The organism is Selenomonas sp. GACV-9 (genome assembly GCA_900116485.1).
In the GTDB taxonomy this organism is placed as follows: domain Bacteria; phylum Bacillota; class Negativicutes; order Selenomonadales; family Selenomonadaceae; genus Selenomonas_A; species Selenomonas_A ruminantium_G.
In genome coordinates this window covers 78,688-100,103 of record FPAX01000005.1, presented here as the reverse complement: position 1 = coordinate 100,103, position 21,416 = coordinate 78,688, and the positions used below count along the sequence as shown (strand labels likewise).

At 55.5% G+C, this 21,416-nt stretch carries 17 protein-coding genes; all 17 read left to right on the top strand.

The features are described from left to right. The 17 genes from BM322_RS06545 to ccsA all read left to right on the top strand — a co-directional run bounded on the left by BM322_RS06545 (nt 1) and on the right by ccsA (nt 21,166). A complete protein-coding gene (locus BM322_RS06545; RefSeq protein WP_033171577.1) occupies nt 1-693 on the top strand; it encodes a nitrogen fixation protein NifU in 693 nt (230 codons plus the stop codon). 55 nt (nt 694-748) lie between these two features. Beyond that, complete coding sequence (locus tag BM322_RS06540; protein ID WP_075429100.1) at nt 749-1,750, top strand: GGGtGRT protein; 1,002 nt, start codon at nt 749-751, stop codon at nt 1,748-1,750. Nucleotides 1,751-1,898: 148 nt separating this feature from the next. Then, nucleotides 1,899-2,273, top strand: a complete 375-nt coding sequence (locus tag BM322_RS06535; protein ID WP_075429099.1) for a RidA family protein — start codon at nt 1,899-1,901, stop codon at nt 2,271-2,273. Between the two features lie 760 nt (nt 2,274-3,033). Beyond that, nucleotides 3,034-3,798, top strand: coding sequence for a TSUP family transporter (locus BM322_RS06530; RefSeq protein ID WP_075429098.1), 765 nt, complete (start codon nt 3,034-3,036; stop codon nt 3,796-3,798). Between the two features lie 13 nt (nt 3,799-3,811). After that, complete coding sequence (locus BM322_RS06525) at nt 3,812-5,275, top strand: DUF3375 domain-containing protein (protein ID WP_082334410.1); 1,464 nt, start codon at nt 3,812-3,814, stop codon at nt 5,273-5,275. Then, nucleotides 5,275-5,943, top strand: a complete 669-nt coding sequence (locus BM322_RS06520) for a DUF4194 domain-containing protein (RefSeq protein ID WP_075429097.1) — start codon at nt 5,275-5,277, stop codon at nt 5,941-5,943. The genes BM322_RS06525 and BM322_RS06520 overlap by 1 nt, the downstream gene beginning before the upstream one ends. After that, nucleotides 5,918-9,310, top strand: a complete 3,393-nt coding sequence (locus tag BM322_RS06515; RefSeq protein WP_075429096.1) for an ATP-binding protein — start codon at nt 5,918-5,920, stop codon at nt 9,308-9,310. The genes BM322_RS06520 and BM322_RS06515 overlap by 26 nt, the downstream gene beginning before the upstream one ends. 286 nt (nt 9,311-9,596) lie before the next feature. Next, the gene (locus BM322_RS06510) at nt 9,597-11,306 is read left to right on the top strand and encodes a methyl-accepting chemotaxis protein (protein ID WP_075429095.1); all 1,710 of its coding nucleotides are present in this window, start codon (nt 9,597-9,599) and stop codon (nt 11,304-11,306) included. Nucleotides 11,307-11,570: 264 nt separating this feature from the next. Beyond that, complete coding sequence (locus BM322_RS06505) at nt 11,571-13,280, top strand: methyl-accepting chemotaxis protein (protein ID WP_075429094.1); 1,710 nt, start codon at nt 11,571-11,573, stop codon at nt 13,278-13,280. Nucleotides 13,281-13,478: 198 nt separating this feature from the next. Continuing rightward, nucleotides 13,479-14,000 carry a hypothetical protein gene (locus BM322_RS06500; RefSeq protein ID WP_075429093.1) on the top strand — a complete coding sequence of 174 codons (522 nt, stop codon included), beginning with the start codon at nt 13,479-13,481 and terminating at the stop codon, nt 13,998-14,000. Nucleotides 14,001-14,203: 203 nt separating this feature from the next. Continuing rightward, entirely contained in the window at nt 14,204-15,838 is a 1,635-nt protein-coding gene (gene hcp / locus BM322_RS06495; RefSeq protein ID WP_075429092.1) for a hydroxylamine reductase, read from the top strand. 205 nt (nt 15,839-16,043) lie between these two features. Beyond that, nucleotides 16,044-16,721 (top strand): Crp/Fnr family transcriptional regulator, encoded by a 678-nt coding sequence (locus tag BM322_RS06490; RefSeq protein WP_075429091.1) that lies wholly within the window; start codon nt 16,044-16,046, stop codon nt 16,719-16,721. 6 nt (nt 16,722-16,727) lie between these two features. Further along, entirely contained in the window at nt 16,728-17,357 is a 630-nt protein-coding gene (locus BM322_RS06485; RefSeq protein ID WP_075429090.1) for an ABC transporter ATP-binding protein, read from the top strand. Beyond that, on the top strand, nt 17,329-18,000 hold the full coding sequence (locus BM322_RS06480) for a heme exporter protein CcmB (protein WP_075429089.1): 672 nt from the start codon (nt 17,329-17,331) through the stop codon (nt 17,998-18,000). Before BM322_RS06485 ends, BM322_RS06480 begins: the two co-directional genes overlap by 29 nt. Before the next feature lie 24 nt (nt 18,001-18,024). Beyond that, nucleotides 18,025-18,681 (top strand): cytochrome c biogenesis protein, encoded by a 657-nt coding sequence (locus BM322_RS06475; RefSeq protein ID WP_075429088.1) that lies wholly within the window; start codon nt 18,025-18,027, stop codon nt 18,679-18,681. Further along, nucleotides 18,678-19,052, top strand: a complete 375-nt coding sequence (locus BM322_RS06470) for a cytochrome c maturation protein CcmE (RefSeq protein WP_075429087.1) — start codon at nt 18,678-18,680, stop codon at nt 19,050-19,052. The genes BM322_RS06475 and BM322_RS06470 overlap by 4 nt, the downstream gene beginning before the upstream one ends. A gap of 14 nt (nt 19,053-19,066) precedes the next feature. After that, complete coding sequence (gene ccsA / locus BM322_RS06465) at nt 19,067-21,166, top strand: cytochrome c biogenesis protein CcsA (RefSeq protein WP_075429086.1); 2,100 nt, start codon at nt 19,067-19,069, stop codon at nt 21,164-21,166. The last annotated feature ends 250 nt before the right edge of the window (nt 21,167-21,416 follow it).

Sequence of the window (21,416 nt, the reverse complement as noted above, 5' to 3'; positions counted from 1 at the left end):
ATTGCTTATTCACAGAAAGTGGAAGACATGGCATGCGTAGCGCAGGAAGTACATCATGGCGCTGCTCCGATTCCAGAGGAAGGCAAATGGGTTAAATCCAAGAATGTACAGGATATCAGCGGCCTGACTCACGGTATCGGCTGGTGCGCTCCGCAGCAGGGTGCCTGCAAACTGACGCTCAACGTCAAAGACGGTATCATCCAGGAAGCCCTCGTTGAGACGATCGGCTGCTCGGGCATGACCCACTCCGCAGCAATGGCTGCTGAGATCCTGCCGGGTCTCACGGTCCTCGAGGCTCTGAACACTGACCTCGTTTGCGATGCCATCAACACCGCTATGCGTGAACTCTTCCTGCAGATTGCTTATGGCCGTTCCCAGACTGCATTCTCCGATGATGGTCTGCCAATCGGCGCTGGCCTCGATGACCTTGGTAAAGGTCTCCGCAGCCAGACGGGTACGCTCTACAGCACGCTCAAGAAAGGTCCGCGTTACCTCGAACTCGCTGAAGGCTATGTTACGAAACTCGGTCTCGACAAAGAGAACCGCGTAATCGGCTACGAAGTTGTTCAGCTTGGCAAAGTCATGGAAGCAGTCCGTGCCGGCAAAGATGCTAACGAAGCTATCAAAGCCAACACGAGCACGAAGGGCCGTTTCGCTGACGCTGTCAAGACGATCGATCCGCGCGAAGAGTAATCCATACTCTTGGCAGATTTCCGCAAGTTTTAGGTAAAAGGAAGGAATGAATAGAATGTCATTATTCGAAGGCTATGAGCGCCGCATTGACCAGATCAATGAAGTTTGCAAAAAATATGATATCGCATCCATCGAGGACGCAAAGAAAATCTGCGACGAGAAGGGCATCAACCCGTACAAGATCGTCGAAGACCTCCAGCCGATTGCATTCGAGAATGCTAAATGGGCTTACACGCTGGGTGCTGCTATCGCAGTCAAAAAAGGCTGCACGGCTGCTGCTGATGCTGCAAAAGCTATCGGCGAAGGCCTCCAGGCTTTCTGCGTACCGGGTTCCGTTGCTGACCATCGTAAAGTAGGTCTCGGCCATGGTAACCTCGGTGCTATGCTCCTCTCCGAGGAAGCTGGCTGCTTCGCATTCCTGGCTGGTCACGAGTCCTTTGCTGCTGCTGAGGGTGCTATCGGTATCGCTCAGACGGCTAACAAAGTTCGTAAGAACCCGCTGCGCGTTATCCTCAACGGCCTCGGCAAAGATGCTGCTCAGATCATTAGCCGCATCAACGGTTTCACCTTCGTTGAGACGGAGTACGACTTCAAGTCTGACAAAGTCAACGTCGTTAAGGAAATCGCTTACAGCGATGGCCTCCGTTCCAAAGTTAAATGCTATGGCGCTGAGTCCGTACAGGAAGGCGTTGCCATCATGAAACTCGAGAACGTTGATATCTCCATCACGGGTAACTCCACGAACCCGACGCGCTTCCAGCATCCGGTTGCAGGCTGCTACAAGAAAGACTGCATCGAGAATGGCAAGAAGTACTTCTCCGTTGCATCTGGCGGCGGCACGGGCCGTACGCTCCATCCGGACAACATGGCAGCCGGCCCGGCTTCCTATGGTATGACGGATACGATGGGCCGTATGCACGGCGATGCTCAGTTCGCAGGTTCTTCCTCCGTTCCGGCACACGTTGACATGATGGGCCTCATCGGCGCTGGTAACAACCCGATGGTCGGCATGACCGTTGCTGTTGCTGTTGCCGTACAGGAAGCAATGAGCAAATAATTTCCATCTCGGAAACCATAAATGCTAGCAGTATCCCCGCAGCTTTCAGCTGCGGGGATATTTTAATATGACCTGTAAACTTGTAAACAAAGGCGTCTTGGTGTACAATAGCAGCAGAATAAAATCCATCTTAGCAGGAGGAATCAACATGCAAGTAATCCATACGAATGATGCACCAGCAGCCGTCGGCCCGTACAGCCAGGCCATCAAGGCTGGCAATACGCTCTACATGTCCGGTCAGATTGCTATCAATCCGGCCGAGGGCAAGATTGTCGCCACGACCATCGAGGCGCAGGCCGAGCAGTGCTGCAAGAATATCGAGGCAGTGCTCAAGGCAGCCGGGACGGATATGAACCATGTCGTCAAGACGACCTGCTTCCTGGCTGATATCGCCGACTTCAAGGCTTTCAATGAAGTATATGCCAAACACTTCATCAGCAAACCGGCCCGCAGCTGCGTGGCAGTCAAAGACCTGCCAGCTGGCGCGCTGTGCGAGGTTGAGGCTTTGGCCGTATTAGACTAAGAGCATATGGGGAATCCGCTGAACCAAGATATAAGGGGCAGCGGATTTTTTGTGCAATTGCAGTTTGTCTGTCAGTGCGCGATTACAATAAGCTTGCTGCAGCTCAGCTTGGGTGAGAGTGGGTGCACTTTTTCTCCGCTCCGCTAAATGACCCGCGCTGGCAGGTTGTACGTATCTAGGTACATGCGCCGGGCAGGCCGGCGGCGCGCCAATACATCTTGACGTTCTAATTTATACCTACCGCGTGCCATCCCTCACTACGTTCGGGCAATCGCTCCGTCTACGAAGAAAGTGTACCCACCCTCGCCCTCTGTTATGTTTGGATAATCTTGCTCTGTTTCGGCTATAGGTTACGGATTACATCGATGTGCTTGCTGCGGGAGCAACGGTTCGTGCAAATTCAGACTACCGTTGCCAAAGGGGTGAACGGGGTAGTGCTTCTTTCTGTCTGGAGCGACTGTCCTGCGCAGCAGGACTGGGCCGTAATCGTATAACCTAGAAGGAACTATGTACGTCGCGACCTGGTGACGGGAGCAGGTAACTAGATCCGTAGGACTGGTCGTACGGTCCATTCAGCGGAAACAGAAAAAGTACTACCCCGTGAACCCCGAGCTGCGTACTATCGGGATTCCGTTCCGCACGCACTGACAGACAAACTGCAATTTGCCAGTAGATGCGAATAAGTAGTTTCCTTTTCGTGTAAGCACTATTCTGCTATAATAGAGACTGGATTTTGTTGTGACGAAATGAGGGTTATGGGATGGAATTTCTGGATATACAGACGCTGGGTTTCCTGGTGTTTTTTGGTTTTATGGCGTCCTTCATCGACTCGGTAGTCGGCGGCGGTGGGCTTATCTCGATTCCGGCGCTGATGTGGACGGGGCTGCCGCCAGTGACGGTGCTGGGGACGAATAAGGCCGCAGCGGTCATGGGGGCGCTGACGAGCTTCGTGACGTTCGTGAAGTCGGGTAAGGTGGACATGTGGCTGATCAAGCGGCTATTTCCGATCTCACTGCTTGGTTCTGGGCTGGGGGTATTAGTAGTGCGCATGGTGCCGCCTGATGTCCTGCGACCGCTGGTGGTCATCATGCTGGTGGCAGTGCTTATCTACAGTGTGGCGAAAAAGGACTGGGGCCGGGAGAATCACTATGCGGGCATGTCGACGCGACTGCTGGTGCTTTCGGGGCTCGTCGCCTTTGCCTTTGGCTTTTATGATGGTTTCTTCGGGCCGGGCACAGGCTCGTTCCTGCTGTTTGCGTTCCTGATAGTGGGCTTTGACTTCCTCGGGGCCGCGGCCAATGCGCGGGCGCTGAATTTTGCCAGCAATATCGCGGCGGCGGTGTTGTTTACGTATTTTGGTCTTGTGGATTTTGCCTATGCGATTCCGATGGGCCTTTCGATGGTGGTTGGTGCCTTCTGTGGTGCGCGCATGGCGTTGTCGAAAGGGACGGGCTATGTGCGGCCGCTGTTCATCATCATGACGACAATCCTGATTGGCAAGCAGCTGCTGGATCTGTTCAAGTAAGGGAGCGATTGTTTTGGCCGGGATACCGGATTATATGACTTATGATTATCTGCGCAATCTGCGCATGAATCACGCAGCCTGGCGGCTACTTACGGCCGACCAGGCTGCCTTTATTGCGGCGTTTTTTTATCGAGAGTTCATCGCTGGCAAGCGCCGTGGCATCGAGGCGCAGGAGCTTTTGGAGCATCTTGACATGTTCCTCTACGATGCCCAGCAGATGGGGGGCGAGGCGTTTGGCCGCGCGCCCCAGGATTATCTGGAAATCTGGTCCGATACCGACCACGGCTGGCTGCGCAAGTATGAGTACCATGACGACTGGTATTATGACCTTACGGCGCCAGCCCAGAAGGCTGTCGAGTGGCTCGTAAGCCTGCATAAGCAGGACTTTGTGGGCACGGAGTCGCGGCTGCGCACGGTATTCAACCTGCTCCATGAGATTGCCCGCGAGACCGATACTGATGCGGAGCATCGCAAGGCTTACCTGCTGGCGCAGCAAGAAAAGATCGCGGCGGAGCTGGCGGAAATCGAGAAAAGCGGCGTGGTAAAGCCGCGGCTGGACGAGGTGCAGATCAAGGAGCGTTTCCTGCAGGCCGAGGATACGGCCCAGGCAATCCTGGCCGACTTCCGTGAGGTCGAGGAGAATTTCCGCGAGCTCACGCGCCAGGTGCAGGATGACGTGGTCAAGTGGACGCGCGGCAAGGGCGAGCTCTTGGAGAAGATCTTCAATGAGAGCGATATCATCCGCAAGTCTGAGCAGGGGCGCAGTTTCATGGCGTTCTGGCGCTATCTGATGCTCTCGCAGCAGCAGGAGGATTTCCGCGCGACGATGGCGCAGATCAGTGCAGCTGAGCCTGTCCGCGAGTTGCTGCCAGATCATCCGCTGGGATCGATCAACCGCGAGTGGGTACGGGCGGCAGGCTCTGTCCAGCAGACCCTTGGACAGCTTTCGGCGCAGCTGCGGCGCTATGTCGATGAGGCATATCTGCAGGAGGAGCGGACAATCTATCAGCTGATCCAGCGCATCGAGACAAAGGCTGTCGATTTGCGCGCTATGGCACCGAGTGGTGAATTCACCTCCATCCGGGAGACGGCACCGGCTGTGCAGCTGCCGATGGAGCGTCGCCTCTTTGCCCCGCCTCAGGCCACGAAGCTCGCAAGTCCTGTCTTGCAGGCTGGCAGTGGCGATGAGGGCGAGCTTACGGCAATATTCGATCAGGTCATCGTGGACCGGGAAGAACTGCAGGCCAATGTCCAGGAACTATTGGCCCAGCGTTCCGAGGTTACGCTGTCGGAGGTGCTGGCTGTCCATCCGCTCAGCCAGGGGCTGCCCGAGCTTCTAGGCTATATGGTGCTCGCCAGTCATGAGACTGCCGAGGCCTTTGACAGCAGCACTCTTGAGCATATCTTATTTGAACGTGACGGTCAGAAGCTCATGGCCGTTGGCGATAAAGTCGTATTTCGGAGGAATCAGGAATAATGGAATTAGCACATACTGCAATAGATGCCGGCGAGAGTCCGCAGGAGCAGGCCTTTTCGCGGGCGGCAATCTGGCTCTTGAAGGGTATCGTGAGCCGTGGCAAGGATGAGGCGCTTTGGCAGGACATCCTCGACAATCAGACGGGACTGCGCGATTATTTCCAGCGGCTGGGCCTTACGCTTATCATCGATGAGCTTGATGAATATGCGTACCTCAGGCAGGAGGAGGGCACTTCCTTGCCGCGCATCGTGCCGCGCTATCCGCTGAGCTACAACCTGTCGATGTTGTTGGTGCAATTGCGCAAGGTGCTGGCAGAGTTCGATCGTGCTGCCAATGGCAGCCGTGTCGTCATCAGCTTTGAGGACATCCTGCGCCGCATGGAGCCATTCCTGCCGGTGCAGATCAATGAGATGAAGTACCGCCAGTCGGTGGAGCATCTTGTCCGGGCAGCGATGCGCATGGGCTTCCTGCAGAAGATCAAGGGCAAGGAGACGGACTATGAGGTGCGGCCAATCCTGCGTAGCTTTGTTGATGCACAGTGGCTTGACGATTTCGCGCAGAAGCTGGAAGCCTATGAAAAGTACGGACAGGCCCGCCATGATGAGGCGGACGAGGAGGAAACCGGGGAAGGAGAGATGATGGATGAACTTATTCGAGACGACGACTGAGCTCAGGGACATCCCCCTTGGCTTCCGTCTGCAGCGGCTCGAGGTCTATAACTGGGGAACCTTTGACCAAAAGGTCTGGGCCCTTGACTTGCAAGGCGACACGTCGCTTTTGACCGGCGATGTCGGTTCGGGCAAATCGACGCTGGTCGACGCCATCATTACGCTGTTGGTGCCGCCGCGCAAGGTCACCTATAACAAGGCCGCCGATGCGAGCGCCAAGGAGCGCAGCCTGGCCTCCTATGTGCGCGGCTACTATGGGCAGAAGCGCACGGAAGATGGTGGCGGCCGTCCCGAGGCCCTGCGCAGCAAGGATCAGTACAGCGTCGTGCTCGGCGTGTTTTCTGATCGCAATTTCGGTCGTACGGTGACGCTGGCGCAGGTATTCTGGTTTCCTGATGAGGCGACGGCCTCGCCGAAACGTTTCTATGTATTGGCGCAGAAGACCCTTTCAATCACCGAGCGTTTCTCGGCCATTGGCGGTGATATGCGTGCGTTCCGCAAGCAGCTTGAGCGCGATTCGTATATCAAGACCTTTGATGATTACCCGCAGTATGGTCATGAGTTCCGCAAGATCTTCGGCATCCGCCAGGTGCAGGCGATGGATCTCTTCCAGCAGACCATATCGATGAAGAAGGTCGACAGCCTCACGGGCTTCGTGCGCCAGAATATGCTTGAGGTGCCCGATGCCGAGCAGGAAGTCGAGCTCATGCTGCGTCAGTATCATGACCTGGAGGCGGCGCATCAGGCGGTCGAACGGGCCCGTGAGCAGCAGAAATACCTGCAGCCCATCGAGACGCTGGGACAGGAATATGCAGCAGCGCAGCAGCAGCGGAAAGAAAATGCCGCCATGCAGCAGCAGTTGGCCAGCTGGTTTGCCGGCAAGGCCTACAAGGTGCGCGAGAGCATGCTGGCGCAGTCGGAGTCCCGGCTGGCAGAGCTCAAGGCATCGTTGCGGGAAACGTCTGGTGTCTGTGCGGGCCTGCGGCAGCAGCTTGACGGCATTCACCGCGAGATGGCGCGCAATGGCGGCCAGCAGCTTGACGAGGTGCGTCATCAGCTCGATCTTTGCCAACAGCAGAAAGGCCAGTGCGAGCAGGCGCGCCAGAACTATCAGAGTCAGATTGGCTTGTTGGCGCTGTCCATGCCGGAGTCGGCGGCGGCCTTTGGCGAAAATGTGCAGGCAATGGCGCGGCGCAGCCAGGCCATCGAGCAGGAGCTTGAGGATCTTATCGTCGATAATGGGGCTATCGAGGCCAACCGCAAGGAGGCAGCGGCGACGGAAAAGCAGCTGACCGAGGAAATCGATTCACTGGCCAGCCGCAAGTCGAATATCCCGAAAGCCTTTGTCAAGATTCGCGAAGAACTTTGTGCTGATTTGGGCCTTGCCGAAGACGAGATGCCCTTTGCCGGGGAGCTCATGGCCGTCAAGGAAGAGGAAGCCGAGTGGGAAGGTGCTTTGGAGCGCCTGTTGCATGGCTTTGGCATCTCGCTGCTGGTTCCCGATGCCCATTACGGCGAGGTGGCTGGATGGATGGAGAAGCACAATCTGCATGTGAAGCTGGTTTACTATCGGGTGCCCGATTATGTGGAGGCTGTCGATCTTGACAATCTGCCCGAGGAGGCCGCCTGCTGCAAGCTCGTCCTCAAAGAAGAGTCCGCCTATAGCAAGTGGCTCCAGAGCGAGCTTGGCACGCGGTTCCGCCATAGCTGCTGCGAGACGATGCAGCAGTTCCGTCAGGCCAAGTTTGCGCTGACCCTGCATGGTCAGGTCAAGGTCAACGGTCGCCGTCATGAGAAGGATGACCGTCACGATCTTGATAACCGCCGCAACTATGTCCTGGGCTTTTCGAATCTGCGCAAGATCCAGTCCCTGCAGGAAGAGCGTGAGAATATCCGCGAGGAGCAGAAATTCTTCCAGCAGAAATTGCGGCAGAACAAGACTGCACAGAAAAAACTGCAGGCTGAAAAGGATGCCATCATGCTGGCGGGGCAGGTCAAGAGCTTTACTGAGCTTGACATCGCGCCCCTTGAGACGCAGATCGGCAAGCTGCGCCTGCGTGTTGATGAGCTGCAGCGAAAGAATGATGTTTATCGTAAGCTGCAGGAAGAGGAGCAGGAACTCATGCGTCAGATTGCGCGCAGCCAGCAGGAACTCAGCAGCCAGCAGGATGAGGCGGGCCGGATACAGGAGCGCTGCCAGAGCACGCGCGAGCAGATGCTCGAGGAAGCGGAGCTCATGAATGAAGCGACACCCGAAGCGCGCAGTGAGGTCTATCCGCTGCTTGAGCGCTATCTGTCAGCGGCCTTGCCGGGGCAGACCTTTGACCTGTCGCGCCGCCAGAAGCAGCAGGCGCAGTTCGGCAGCTGGTTGCAGGCCGAGGGAACGAAGCAGGAGGAGATCCTGCGCCATCACGGTGAGGAACTGACGCGCTGCATGAGCGGCTTCCGGCAAAAATGGCCGGAGCACAGTGCCGATCTTCTCTGTACCCCCGAGGCGGCATCGGACTATATCGCTGTGCTGAACCGCCTGCGCACCGATGATCTGCCGAAGTTCGAGGGCCGGTTCCGCGAGCTTCTGAAGGAAAATACCATCAATCAGATTGCGCTATTCCAGACCCATCTGGAAAGCACCTGTCAGGAAATCGAGGATCGCATCGCACGCATCAACCGTTCGCTGGCGGAAATCGACTACAACGAAGGCCGCTATATCCAGATCGAGTGCAGCCATGCGCTGAGCGATACGATCCAGCAGTTCCGCCGGGACCTGCGCGCCTGCACGGATGATGCGCTGACTGGTGCTACTGACGATACCTACAGCGAGCAGAAATTCCAGCAGGTTGCCAAGATCTTAGAGCGGCTGCAGGGCCGGCCAGGGGCATCGGAAATCGATGCCCGCTGGCGGCGCGAGGTCATCGACGTGCGCAACTGGTATACCTTTGCGGCTTCGGAGCGCTGGCGCCAGCCGGCACCGGGCGAGGACGAAGAATACGAGCATTATACGGACTCGGGCGGCAAGTCGGGCGGCCAGAAGGAGAAACTCGCCTATACGATACTGGCGGCGAGCATCGTCTACAACTTCGGCCTGGAAGGCAAGCGTGCCGGGGAGCAGTCTTTCCGCTTCGTCGTCATCGATGAGGCCTTCCTGAAGAGCTCCGATGAGTCGGCACGGTTTGGCCTCGAGCTGTTCCGCAAGATGGACCTGCAGCTATTAGTGGTCACGCCACTACTGAAGATTGCGACAATCGAACCATTTGTGCGTCATGTCGGCTTTGTCTATCAAAAAGATGAGGAGCATAAGTCCTATCTCCGCAATCTGACCATTGAGGAGCTGCAGGCCGAAAAAATGGCCTATGCAGCTGAAAAATAAGCAATATCAAGGCTTTGAGAGCATCCCGTTTCGGGATGTTCTTTTTTGTATTTTGTAAATCAATAGGAAAAATGGTAGTTTTCAGAATTGCGTAATGTGAAAAGTTAACGACAAAAATCCTAAAACTTGTAGGATAGAACACTTGTGGAGCGCGGATATGTAAGGTAGAATTGGCATTGTGATTGTTGGGGATAAAGCAATCTGTTGTTTTATGGTTAAAGGCAATGTAGGGGAAAAGGAATTGGGCTAGGTAATTTTTGAGTGAAGAGAAAGGCAGTGTGAGTGAATGCGATTGAAGGACGTTCGTATTGGTTACAAGATTCTGGTGCTGGTCGTGATTGGCATTATTGGTATGGTATCGTTGGGCATATCGAGTTACTTGGGGATGAGTAAGGCCAGTGATGATCTCGACAACATGTACAGCCGCAAGCTGCAGGCAACCCGTTTGCTTGGAACGGAAATCAGCTTGATGCGTGCGGTCAAGGTAAGCATTTCGGAGCATATTTTCGTACCGGAAGATGCGAAGATTGAGGCTTCGATTGATGAGAACATCAAGAAGTATGAAAGCTACTGGGCTGAGTATAAGCCGCTGGGCATGCGGGCTGACAAGGCCGCCGCTGAGATCCCGAATACGGAGCAGAAGTGGGCGGAGTTCAAGCAGGGCGTCCTGGAGTCCCAGCGTCTGATGAAGGCTGGCAAAAAGCAGGAAGCTTGGGAGCATTACCGGAAAATCGAGACGACGACGGCTGAGGACCTGCTGAAGAGCTTGCAGGACCTGCGCAAGGTCGCTGATGACAATGCCGAGATTCTCAATGAGGAAATCAAGGCCAGCAACACGCATCATATCGAGTTCTCGATCATGGTGAATGTCGTGGCCCTGATCCTACTGATTGGTCTGGCTGTTTTCATCATCCGTGATATCACGACTTCGCTGCACCGTGGTGTTGCTATCTGCGAGGCTATGAAGCAGGGAGATTTCCGCACTAACGGTGTAAGTAGCGTCGATCGTGGCGATGAGCTTGGCATGATGGCCAACGCTCTGTTTGCTGCACGCAAGGAGCTCAACAGTCTTATGCGCAGTGTCAGTGAATCGTCTGAGCAGCTCGCCGCATCGTCTGAGGAGCTTACGGCAAGCTCGAACCAGGCTGCCCAGGCTTCGACGCAGGTGGCGCAGTCGGCCGCCGATGTCGTAAACACGGTCGAGGATCAGCAGAAAGCTGTCATCAACAGCAATGAGTCCGTAGCCCGCGTCCAGAGCGCAGTGGCTCATGTCAAGGAGCAGTCGCGCAAGGTAGCAGACAACTCGGCATCGGCCGCTGAGCGTGCCGCTGCTGGTTCGGTGTCCATCGATGATTCGGTTGAGCAGATCAAGAGTGCCGAGACGACGGTAAAAGGTTCGGCAGAAGTCGTCGACCGTCTGGGCGAGCGTTCTCGGGAAATCGGAGAAATCGTTGACACCATGGCTGCTATTGCCGATCAGACGAATCTTTTGGCCCTCAATGCAGCTATTGAGGCTGCTCGCGCCGGTGAGCATGGCCGTGGCTTCACGGTTGTTGCTGAAGAAGTCGGCAAACTCGCCCATGAGTCCCAGGAGTCGGCAGAGAAGATCGCGCACCTCATCAAGGCAATCCAGCAGGATACCGAGGCGGCTGTCAAGTCGATGCAGGATGGCCGTGAGGCTGTCGTATCGGGCGCTCGCTCGGTCGAGGAACTGCGTGCCATGTTTGATGAGATCAATAATCTTGTCAATGGCGTATCCAACCAGATCCAGACGGTTGATGAAGCCGTTGATGCAATGACGAATGAGGCCAACGCCATCATGGGTGAGGTCAACAACATCAGTGGCTACAGCAATCAGGTCGCTTCGGAGATGCAGGCCGTATCGGCTGCTACTGAGGAGCAGTCGGCCTCGGCTGAGGAAATCGCCTCGGCCAGCGATTCACTGGCAGCACTGGCCCAGAAACAGCAGGAAACCTTGTCCCATTTCAAATTTTGATCATGAATATTGATTGACAAAAGCTGTCGTTTCATCCGTAAGGATGAGACGACAGCTTTTTATGGTTAGAGATAAAACCAATAAGTATTATAAATAATACGTATAGGTAAATTGAGCGTTTTATACAGTTTTACGCTTGTAAATCAGACAGATATAGTCTAAACTTAGCAATACAACTGTTCAAGGGGAGAAGAGACAGTTAAACATGTTGCAGTATGGTTCTGTGGGATAGTTTGAGCCGTTGTAGAAAGGTAGTGTGAGGGAATGAGATTGAAAGACATCCGAATGGGGTATAAGATCCTGGTACTGGTGCTGGTAGGCATCATTGGCATGGCGGCTTTGGGTCTTACGGGCTACAGAGGCGTGAGCAAGGCCAGCGTCGATATCGAGGACATGTACAGCAATAAGCTGAAAGCAACGCGCTGGATGGGCTCGGAGATGAGCTTGATGCGCGGTGTGCAGATGAACATCGTCAAGCATATCCTCGATCCGAAAGACAAGGCCATCGAGGAAGCTTTGGCTGAACGCATCAACAAGTACGGGGAAAACTGGGAAAAGTACAAACCCCTGGGCATGAAGTCCGAGAAGTCTGCGGCAGAAATCCCCCATACCGAGGCTCTCTGGGCAAAGTACATGAAGGAAATCCAGGACGTCAAAGGCCTGGTAGCTGAGGGCAAGCAGGACGAAGCTTGGCAGAAGTATAAGACCATCGAGAACACGACGGTCAAAGAACTCTTGAAGAGCCTGCAGGGTCTTCGTCAGGTTGCCGATGATGATTCCGAGAATCTCAACAATGAGATCAAGGATCGTAACAACCAGCAAATCACGTTCTCGACGATACTCTGCCTTGTTGCTTTCCTTATCCTTGGTGTCCTGTCGGCGGTAATCATCCGCGACATCACGGAGTCGCTGGGCAGAGCTGTTGCAGCCTGCAACAAGATGCGCGATGGCGATTTCCGCCAGAACGGCCAGGGGATGATCGATCGTGGTGATGAGCTCGGCCAGATGCTGACGGCACTCATGCAGATGCGCGGGGAGCTCACGAAGCTCATGCGCAATGTCAGTGAGTCCTCTGAGCAGCTGGCGGCATCCTCTGAGGAGCTTACGGCCAGCTCGAACCAGGCCGCTCAGGCATCGACCCAGGTAGCACAGTCGGCCTCCGATGTCGTGAACTCAGTGGAAGACCAGCAGAAAGCTGTAGTCAAGAGCAACGAGTCTGTTGAGCGTGTTCAGCAGGCAGTAACCCATGTCAAAGCTCAGTCGGCAAAAGTTGCCGATAACTCGGCATCGGCAGCTCGTCGTGCCGCTGATGGTTCGGTAGCTATTGGTGAGTCTGTTGAGCAGATCCGCAGCGTCGAAAAGACGGTAAATGGTTCGGCTGAGGTAGTTGACCGTCTCGGTGAGCGTTCGAAGGAAATCGGCGAAATCGTCGATACGATGGCTGGCATTGCTGAGCAGACGAATCTTCTGGCCCTCAATGCGGCAATCGAGGCAGCTCGTGCTGGTGAGCATGGCCGTGGCTTCACGGTTGTTGCTGAAGAGGTCAGCAAGCTCGCCCATGAGTCCCAGGAGTCGGCTGAAAAGATTGCCCGTCTCATCAAGGATATCCAGCAGGATACGGAAGATGCTGTCGATTCGATGCGCAATGGCCGTGAGGCTGTTGTGGCTGGTGCGCGTTCGGTTGAAGGCCTGCGGGCGATGTTCGAGGAAATCAATGGCCTCGTAAATGGTGTATCGCAGCAGATCCAGACGGTAGATGAGGCTGTTGAGGCGATGGCCCAGGAATCGTCCGCCATCACGACCGAGGTGGCAAATATCAGCGAATACAGCAATCAGGTAGCTTCGGAGATGCAGGCTGTATCGGCCGCTACCGAGGAGCAGTCGGCTTCGGCACAGGAGATTGCTTCGGCTAGTGACTCGCTGGCTGTTCTGGCACAGAAACAGCAGGAAGCCCTGGCGCGGTTCAAATTCTGATATGTTTTAGCAAAGGTATCATTCCTGTGGGGAGCAGAGATGATACCTTTTTCTAAAAAGCAAGTAAACTAAAACAATTTAAAATCGAACACAAAACTATTGAAAAACGATAAAACTGATATTATAATATATATGTAGAGAAATATACCTATTGATATAAAGGATTAAGGAAATGTACAAGGAAAGAGAGGGATTGTCATGGGTATATCCGCGGTAAGCATCACGACGCTGACCAGTTTCCCTCAGATGAATCGCGAAGTCACGGCGAAGGGACAGCAGGCGGCGAAGGCGCATAGCGAGGCGGCAGCATCGTACACCAAGGTGTCGAATTTTGGCAACGAGACAAAACTTGGCAGCAGCGTATTCCAGCATGCCAATAAGACGATTGTCGATATTGGCGAGAGCAAGACAGCAATGCTCATGGATCGTAGCAAGTCTTATTACGAAGTATCGAACTTCGGCAATGAGACGAAGATCGGTTCGAGCAAGTTCCAGCAGCAGATCAAGGCAGATGCGGAGCAGGGTGCCAGAAACCTGTCCAAGGGCATGAAGGCAACCGCAGACATCACGCGGGTGTCGAACTTCGGGACGGAGACGAAACTCGGCAAGAGTGGTTTCCAGCAAATCAATGCTCAGATCATGCAGGCTCGTCAGAAAGCTTATACGCAGTTCGCTGATTTCCAGAAAAAAGCCGGCGGCAGCGTTGATATTGGTGCGTAAGATGAAAACAATGGGATGACCTTCTTCTATGGGAAGAGGGTCTTTTTTTTTGCAATCTTGGTGTCAGCTTTTATCTTGAGGTGTAGCGAATGTTACAGCCTGTCCCTGGACGCGCCGCTATAATGGGATGTGTTGAGAGATGAACCCTATGGTTTGTGTATTATGATTCCGATTTTAGAGAGCGCGAAAAGGAGCGATATTTCATGGAAAACAAGATGTTTTGCTATCAGTGCCAGGAGACGGCAGGCTGCAAGGGCTGCACGCAGGTCGGTGCCTGCGGCAAGAAGCCGGAAGTGGCAGCGATGCAGGATCTGCTGATCTATGTGACGAAGGGGCTGTCGGCTGTTACGACGCGTCTGCGCGCTGAGGGCAAGAAGGTAGCAGCTGAGGTCAATCATCTGATTACGCTGAACCTGTTCGTGACGATTACTAATGCTAACTTCGATCAAGAGGCGATCGCCGGCCGTATCAAGGATACGCTGGCGCTGAAGACGGAGCTTCTGGCGAGCCTGGCGACCCGCGAGAACCTGCCCGAGGCAGCGCTTTGGAATGATGCAGAAGATGGCTTTGCTGCAAAAGCTGCTAAAGTCGGCATCCTGGCAACGGAGAACGAGGATATCCGCAGCCTGCGCGAGCTCATCACCTATGGTCTCAAAGGTTTGGCGGCTTATCAGAAACATGCCAATGTCCTGGGCTATGAGAATGAGGCCATCGATGCCTTTGCGCAGTCGGCGCTGGCCAAGCTGCTGGACGACAGCCTGACGGGCGATGACCTTACGGCGCTGACGCTGGAGACGGGCAAATGGGGTGTCGATGGCATGGCTCTCCTGGATAAGGCAAATACGGGAACCTATGGCAATCCGGAGCTTACGAAGGTCGATCTCGGTGTGCGCCAGAATCCGGGCATCCTGATTTCCGGCCATGATCTCAAGGATCTTGAGATGCTCCTGGAGCAGACGCAGGGGACGGGAGTCGATGTCTACACCCATGGTGAGATGCTGCCGGCTCATTACTATCCGAAGTTCAAGAAGTATGAGAACTTCGCCGGCAACTACGGCAATGCTTGGTGGAAACAGAAAGAGGAGTTCGAGGCTTTCCATGGCCCAATCCTTATGACGACGAACTGCGTCGTGCCGCCGAAGGCATCGTATCAGGAGCGTCTGTTCACGACGGGAGCTACGGGCGTGCCGGGCTGCCAGCACATCGCAGCGAAAGCTGATGGCACAAAGGATTTCGGCCCTATCATTGAGCTGGCCAAGAAATGTGCGGCTCCGACGGAGCTGGAGCAGGGGCAGATCGTCGGCGGTTTTGCCCATGAGCAGGTCTTTGCTGTGGCCGATAAGGTCGTTGAGGCAGTAAAATCCGGCGCCATCAAGAAGTTTGTCGTCATGGCTGGTTGCGACGGCCGTATGAAATCCCGCGAGTATTATGCGGAGTTTGCCAAGGCTCTGCCGCAGGATACGGTCATCCTGACGGCTGGCTGCGCGAAGTACAAGTACATCAAGATGGATCTTGGCGATATCGGCGGCATCCCGCGCGTGCTCGATGCTGGCCAGTGCAACGATTCGTACAGCCTGGCGCTTATTGCCTTGAAGCTCAAGGAGGTATTTGGCCTTGAGGATGTCAATGAGCTGCCGATTGCCTACAATATTGCCTGGTACGAGCAGAAGGCTGTTATCGTGCTGCTGGCCCTGCTGCATCTTGGGGTCAAGAACATCCATCTCGGCCCGACGCTGCCGGCATTCCTGTCCCCGAATGTGGCGAAGGTTCTCGTGGAGAACTTCGGCATCGGTGGCATTACCACCGTCGAGGAAGATATCAAGAAGATGATTGGCTAAGTTTAGCTCACTGACATAATGGCAGTCTGTTGTTGTGGTTTTATCCATGGTGACAGGCTGCCTTTTTGTAAGAATGTCCAAGGCAGGAATCGGGTGAAAAGAGTAGAATAGTTGCAGTAGTGAGTTGCCTGTGCAACATATGTGTGTGATTTGAAATGATATAATGAAGCCAGATGCAAAGCGAAAGTGTATGGGAGGGATCTTGATGCATGGCTATCAGTTAGATCTGCATGAACTGCCGCTATTCCGGGATGTTTCCGCGGCGGAGGTAGATCGTTTCATAGCGAGTACTGGAGCAGCAGTCAAGCGCTATGAGAAAGGAACGCGGATACTCAAGGCCTATGAGCCAAATGCGAATATCGGCGTAATCGTCGAGGGACAGGCCCAGGTCATTGCCGAGGACCGCTTTGGCAATGAGTCGGTGGGGCATAAGCTGGAACGTGGCGCGATGATGGGCAGTGCCTCGGCAATCCTGCCGCAGTTTCAGCCAAACAACAATACCTCGATTGAGACGCTTACCGATGCCATCGTGCTTTGGGTGTCGTATCGTTCCCTTTTGGTGGCCGGGCCGAAACTTGGCCGTACCCATGGGCTGGTCATGCGGAACCTTTTGGAGGCATTCTGCCGCAAGAATGTCATGATGATGGAAAAGATACAGCTCTTGTCGCAAAAGACGCTGCGGGAGCGGCTGATTACCTATCTGTTGCAGCGTGAAGGGCGCTATCAGAATGAGCAGGTAAAGGTTCCTGGCCGCGTACAGTTCGCCAAGGAAATCGAGTGCAACCGCAGCGCCCTGACCCGTGAGATCGCAGCGATGAAGGCCGAGGGCATACTGACTGTCGGCGATGACTGGCTGCGGCTCAATAAGGCCAAGATCGGGTGATGAGCTATGGTGACGATAACGTTTGCGAAGGTCTCCCAGTCATTCCATGGCCGGACAATCTTCAAGGATATCGATGTGAGCCTGCGGGGCGGGATGGTTACGGCCGTGACTGGTCATAACGGCAGCGGCAAGTCGACAATGCTGAAACTGGCGGCACATCTGCTGCAACCAACAAGCGGCAAGGTCAGCGTCAAGGATGCGGGACAGGAGATGCGCCGTGCGGAGCTGCGCAGCCGGCTGGCGCTGGTGACGCCGGAGCTGAAGTTCTATCCGCGGCTCACGGCGCGGGAAAATCTCGCATTCCTGCTCGGGCTCCGGGGCATCACGCTGGACGATACGGCGTTTTCGGCCTTGATGGTGCGCGTTGGCCTGCGGGAAACAGAAATCGCGACGGCATTTACTGGCGAATTCTCGACGGGCATGCGTCAGCGGCTGAAGCTGGCAGCGCTCCTCGCATCGGAGGCAGATATCTGGCTGCTCGATGAGCCGGGGGCAAACCTCGATGCAGCTGGCCGGGAGCTGATCATCCGCGAGGCGCGGCAGGCCGCCGATGAAGGGCGGCTCGTGCTCTGGGCTACCAATGACGAACGGGAGGAGGCGGCAGCTGATGCGGCAATCCATCTGGCAGGGCATTAAGCTCGTCTTTCGGAAAGAATTGACGGCAGGCCTGCGTTTCAAGGCTGCCTGGGCTGCGATGTTCATGTTTGCGCTTACGACGCTGGCCTGTGTCAGTCTGGCGTTGCAGGGCGGCACATTGGAACCGCGTTTGCTGGCGGCACTCTTATGGGTCATCTTGTTCTTTGCGTCACTGGCTGGTGCTGACCGGGTCTTTGCCGATGAGGATACGGCGGGAACACTTCTGGCACTCCGTATCTATGGGCCATCCCAGGCAGTGCTCATGGGCAAGATGCTCTACACCTTTTTCCTCATGGTGGTGCTGGCTGCATTCATCACGCCGCTTTTCCTGCTGCTGCTTGATGTGACAGTCGCGGCACCCGTGCTATTAGCAGGTGTCCTGCTATTGGGCTGCGGCGGCATTGCGGCCGCAGGTACATTGATTGCGGCCTTGACGACGGGGGCGAGCGTCCATAGCGGCTTGTTTTCGATATTGATGCTGCCGGTCATCCTGCCGGTGTTCCTGCCCGCCATTTCCTTGACGGCAGGGGCTCTTGGCAGCGGGGCTGTCACGGGGTCCTATCTTGTGGGGATGGGGCTCTATGATCTCATCCTGACCGTGGGGGCATCGATCTTGTTTGATTATCTTTGGTATGAAGACTGAATACCTTCTATAAATATGGAGTGGATGAAATTGAAACAGGGAAATTTCCTATTGGCAGCCATCGGCCTATTGTCCGTGGTGCTTATCTATCTGGTCTTTTGCGTGGTGCCGCCAGCGGAGGGGCTCGGGAATTATGTGCGTATCGCGTTCTTCCATATTCCTGTGGCTTGGGTGTCTGTGCTGGCGTTCCTTATGAGCGCTGGCTGGGGCGCTGGGTATTTGCGGCGGCAGGATATGCGTTTTGATGCGTTGAGTGCGGCCTCGGCAAAACTTGGTCTGATCTTCGTTGTGCTGGCAACCGTCAGCGGGGCAATCTTTTCCAAGCTGACTTGGGGCGCCTATTGGAATTGGGATCCGCGGCAGACGACGATTTTCGTGCTGCTGTTGATCTATGGTGCCTACCTTACACTGCGGGCGGCTATGCCAGAGCCTAAGCGCCGGGCACGCGTGACGGCAGTCTATTCGCTGTTCTCGTTCTTGACTGTGCCGTTTCTGGTATTCATCATTCCACGGTTATACTTTTCCCTGCATCCATCGCCAGTCATCAACGGCAGCGGCACAATCGCCATGGATCCTGTGATGCTTATGACATTGATGGCTGGTCTTCTGGATGCGACGCTGATATATGCCTGGCTGGTGCAAAAAAGCGTCAGCGGCAAGGATAAGGAGGCATTGGCATGAATCGTAAAGTGTTGCTGGGAATCCTTATCCTGGCGTTTATCGGCTATGCTGGCTACAGCTTTGTCGACTCGGTTACGCCGTATGTCGGCGTCGCTGAGGCGCAGAAGGCGACGAGCAGCGTGCAGGTCAAAGGCTTGCTGGCGGAGTCGGCTGAGGCGCCGCATATGGAGGGGGAGTATTTCGTCTTTACGCTGCGCGATGAGGACACGGGGGAGACGATGCTCGTGCGCTATCATGGCACGAAACCGGATCAGTTCGATGAGGCACATCATATTGTTGCTGTAGGTAAATATCAGGATGGTGCCTTCCAGTCGGACAAGCTGCTGATAAAATGTCCGTCAAAATACGAGCAGCAGCAGGGAAATAAGTAAGGGGGCTTTATCTTTTGGTGGGAACGATATTCTTAGCGATTACGTTGGCGCTGGCTTTGGCCGCGCTGCTCTGCTATGCGGCCCGCACGGTGCGCATGGAGCGCTGGGGCAGGTGCCTTACAGCCTTGTCCTTTGCTGGTGCGGCTGGTGCCAGCGTCTATCTCGTATGGCTTATTTTAGGCAATCACTTTGAGATTGCTTATGTGGCAAGCTATTCATCGGCGGAACTTCCAGCGGTCTATAAGTTTTCGGCGTTTTGGGCTGGACAGCAGGGTTCGTTCTTGCTCTGGCTGCTTATCCACGCATTCGTGGGCGTGGTCTTGAGTTTCCGTCAGCGGCTGTCGCCAGTCGGCATGGCTGTGTATATGATCCTGCAGACGCTGCTGGCGATACTTGTGCTGGCCAAGAGCCCCTTCCTGCCGCAGGAAGTCGCTGTGGAAAATGGCGTCGGGCTGAATCCGCTCTTGCAGGATCCTTGGATGGCCATCCACCCGCCGGTCATCTTCATCGGCTATGCGCTGCTGGCTGTGCCGTTTGCTTACAGCGCGGCCGCGCTTATCGAGAGCCGGGCGGCAAAGGAATGGCTTGAGGCGGCCCGCAAATGGGCGTTGGTGGCCTGGGCTTTCCTCGGTGCGGGCATCTTCATCGGCGGTTACTGGGCCTATAAAGTGCTGGGCTGGGGCGGTTTCTGGGGCTGGGATCCGGTGGAGAATTCGTCGCTGGTGCCCTGGCTGGTGGCCGGTATCTTCATCCATGTACTGCGCGTGGCGAGAATCCGTGCGGCAGTCCTGTCGATGGTACATCTGGCGGCAGTGTTTGCGTTTTCCTTGGTGCTCTATGGCACGTTCTTGACGCGCAGCGGCATCCTCGGTGACTTCTCGGTGCATTCCTTCAGCGGCACGAGCATTGGCATGACGATTGCCGTGGTCAATGCCATCGTTCTTGTCAGTGGCCTGCTGCTGCTGACGGTGCAGGTCAATAAGCTGCCGAAGGGGGAGATGTATCCCTCCTATGACAGTCGTGAGTTTACGGTGCTGCTCGGAGCCCTCGTACTCGTCTTTATCGCTGCGGTTATCTTCCTCGGCATGTCGATGCCGCTCTTGACACAGCTGGTGGGCAAGCCTGCCGCTGTTGATACGGCTTTCTATGTGCGCACGACGCTGCCACTGGCCGTCGTCATGATGCTCTGTCTGGCCTACGCCTGCCTGCATCGCTACGGTGCTGGCAACAAAGCTGCCGCAGGCATGCCCCTTGTCGTATTCTTCCTGCTGGGGGCGGCGGCTGCCTGGCTGGCCGGTGTCCATCAGGTCATGCCGCTGGTATTGGCAGGGGCATCACTGCTTGGTGCAGCAGCCTCGGTGCTTAGCTGGCAGCGGCAGGCATTGGGCTTTGGCGGCATGGTGGCACATGCTGGCCTTGGCTTGTCGCTGCTGGCCATCGTGCTGGCAGGCAGCGGCAGCCAGTCGGTTTCCAAGGAACTGGCGGTGGATGATCCGGTATCTCTCTACGGTCATGAGATCGTCTTCAAGGGCCAGCAGTTCGCTGATGATATGAGTGCCAAATACTACATCTATACGGTGGATGGCCGTGAGGTACGCGCTCTGACGAAACTTCGCGCCAATGGCGAGGACGCGGCCCGCGAACCGGCCATCGACAAGACGCTGTCCGGCGATATCTACATCGCCCCGACGCCCCCCAAGGACAGTGGCCGTCAGGAGCTCATCCTGAAACATGGCCGCATGGATATGGATGACCTCTACGCCTATCGCTACGAAGGCGCGACAATCGAGGAGCAGGGCGGCGGCAAGATGCTCGTCAAGGCGGTCATTGCCGTGACTGATGGCGATACGATTGAGCGCGTCGAGCCGGCGATACAGGCAACCCTCGAGGGTGGCACCTCAAAGCCCGTCGATGTATTCGGCGGCAAGAAACGCGTGCGGCTGACTGGCGTCTCAGCTGACCAGAAACAGGCGCGGCTGGAAATCCTGCCGTCCATCGAGACGGAGACGCAGCAGGCAATCACCGCCAGCGTCAGCACGAAACCCTTCATCTGGGTATTGTGGCTCGGCAGTGTGCTGGTCTGTGTGGGGACGCTTGTGGCGGTCAAAAGATAAGGATATGGGGGCTGGGATAGCAGCTCTATGAATATATGAAGGTCCGATGGCTCTTAGATGAGTCATCGGGCCTTTTTGGCAAATTGCAGTTTGTCTGTCAGTGCGTGCGGAACGGAATCCCGATAGTATGCAGCTCGGGGTTCACGGGGTAGTACTTTTTCTGTTTCCGCTGAATGGACCGTACGCCCAGTTCTACGGACTTAGTTACCTGCTCCCGTCACCAGGTCGCGACGTACATAGTTCTTTCTAG

Coding starts and splice junctions, on each gene's coding strand:
- BM322_RS06540 (WP_075429100.1), top strand. CDS start 749: ATGTCATTATTCGAAGGCTATGAGCGCCGCATTGACCAGATCAATGAA.
- BM322_RS06535 (WP_075429099.1), top strand. CDS start 1,899: ATGCAAGTAATCCATACGAATGATGCACCAGCAGCCGTCGGCCCGTAC.
- BM322_RS06530 (WP_075429098.1), top strand. CDS start 3,034: ATGGAATTTCTGGATATACAGACGCTGGGTTTCCTGGTGTTTTTTGGT.
- BM322_RS06520 (WP_075429097.1), top strand. CDS start 5,275: ATGGAATTAGCACATACTGCAATAGATGCCGGCGAGAGTCCGCAGGAG.
- BM322_RS06515 (WP_075429096.1), top strand. CDS start 5,918: ATGAACTTATTCGAGACGACGACTGAGCTCAGGGACATCCCCCTTGGC.
- BM322_RS06510 (WP_075429095.1), top strand. CDS start 9,597: ATGCGATTGAAGGACGTTCGTATTGGTTACAAGATTCTGGTGCTGGTC.
- BM322_RS06505 (WP_075429094.1), top strand. CDS start 11,571: ATGAGATTGAAAGACATCCGAATGGGGTATAAGATCCTGGTACTGGTG.
- BM322_RS06500 (WP_075429093.1), top strand. CDS start 13,479: ATGGGTATATCCGCGGTAAGCATCACGACGCTGACCAGTTTCCCTCAG.
- hcp (WP_075429092.1), top strand. CDS start 14,204: ATGGAAAACAAGATGTTTTGCTATCAGTGCCAGGAGACGGCAGGCTGC.
- BM322_RS06490 (WP_075429091.1), top strand. CDS start 16,044: ATGCATGGCTATCAGTTAGATCTGCATGAACTGCCGCTATTCCGGGAT.
- BM322_RS06485 (WP_075429090.1), top strand. CDS start 16,728: ATGGTGACGATAACGTTTGCGAAGGTCTCCCAGTCATTCCATGGCCGG.
- BM322_RS06480 (WP_075429089.1), top strand. CDS start 17,329: ATGCGGCAATCCATCTGGCAGGGCATTAAGCTCGTCTTTCGGAAAGAA.
- BM322_RS06475 (WP_075429088.1), top strand. CDS start 18,025: ATGAAATTGAAACAGGGAAATTTCCTATTGGCAGCCATCGGCCTATTG.
- BM322_RS06470 (WP_075429087.1), top strand. CDS start 18,678: ATGAATCGTAAAGTGTTGCTGGGAATCCTTATCCTGGCGTTTATCGGC.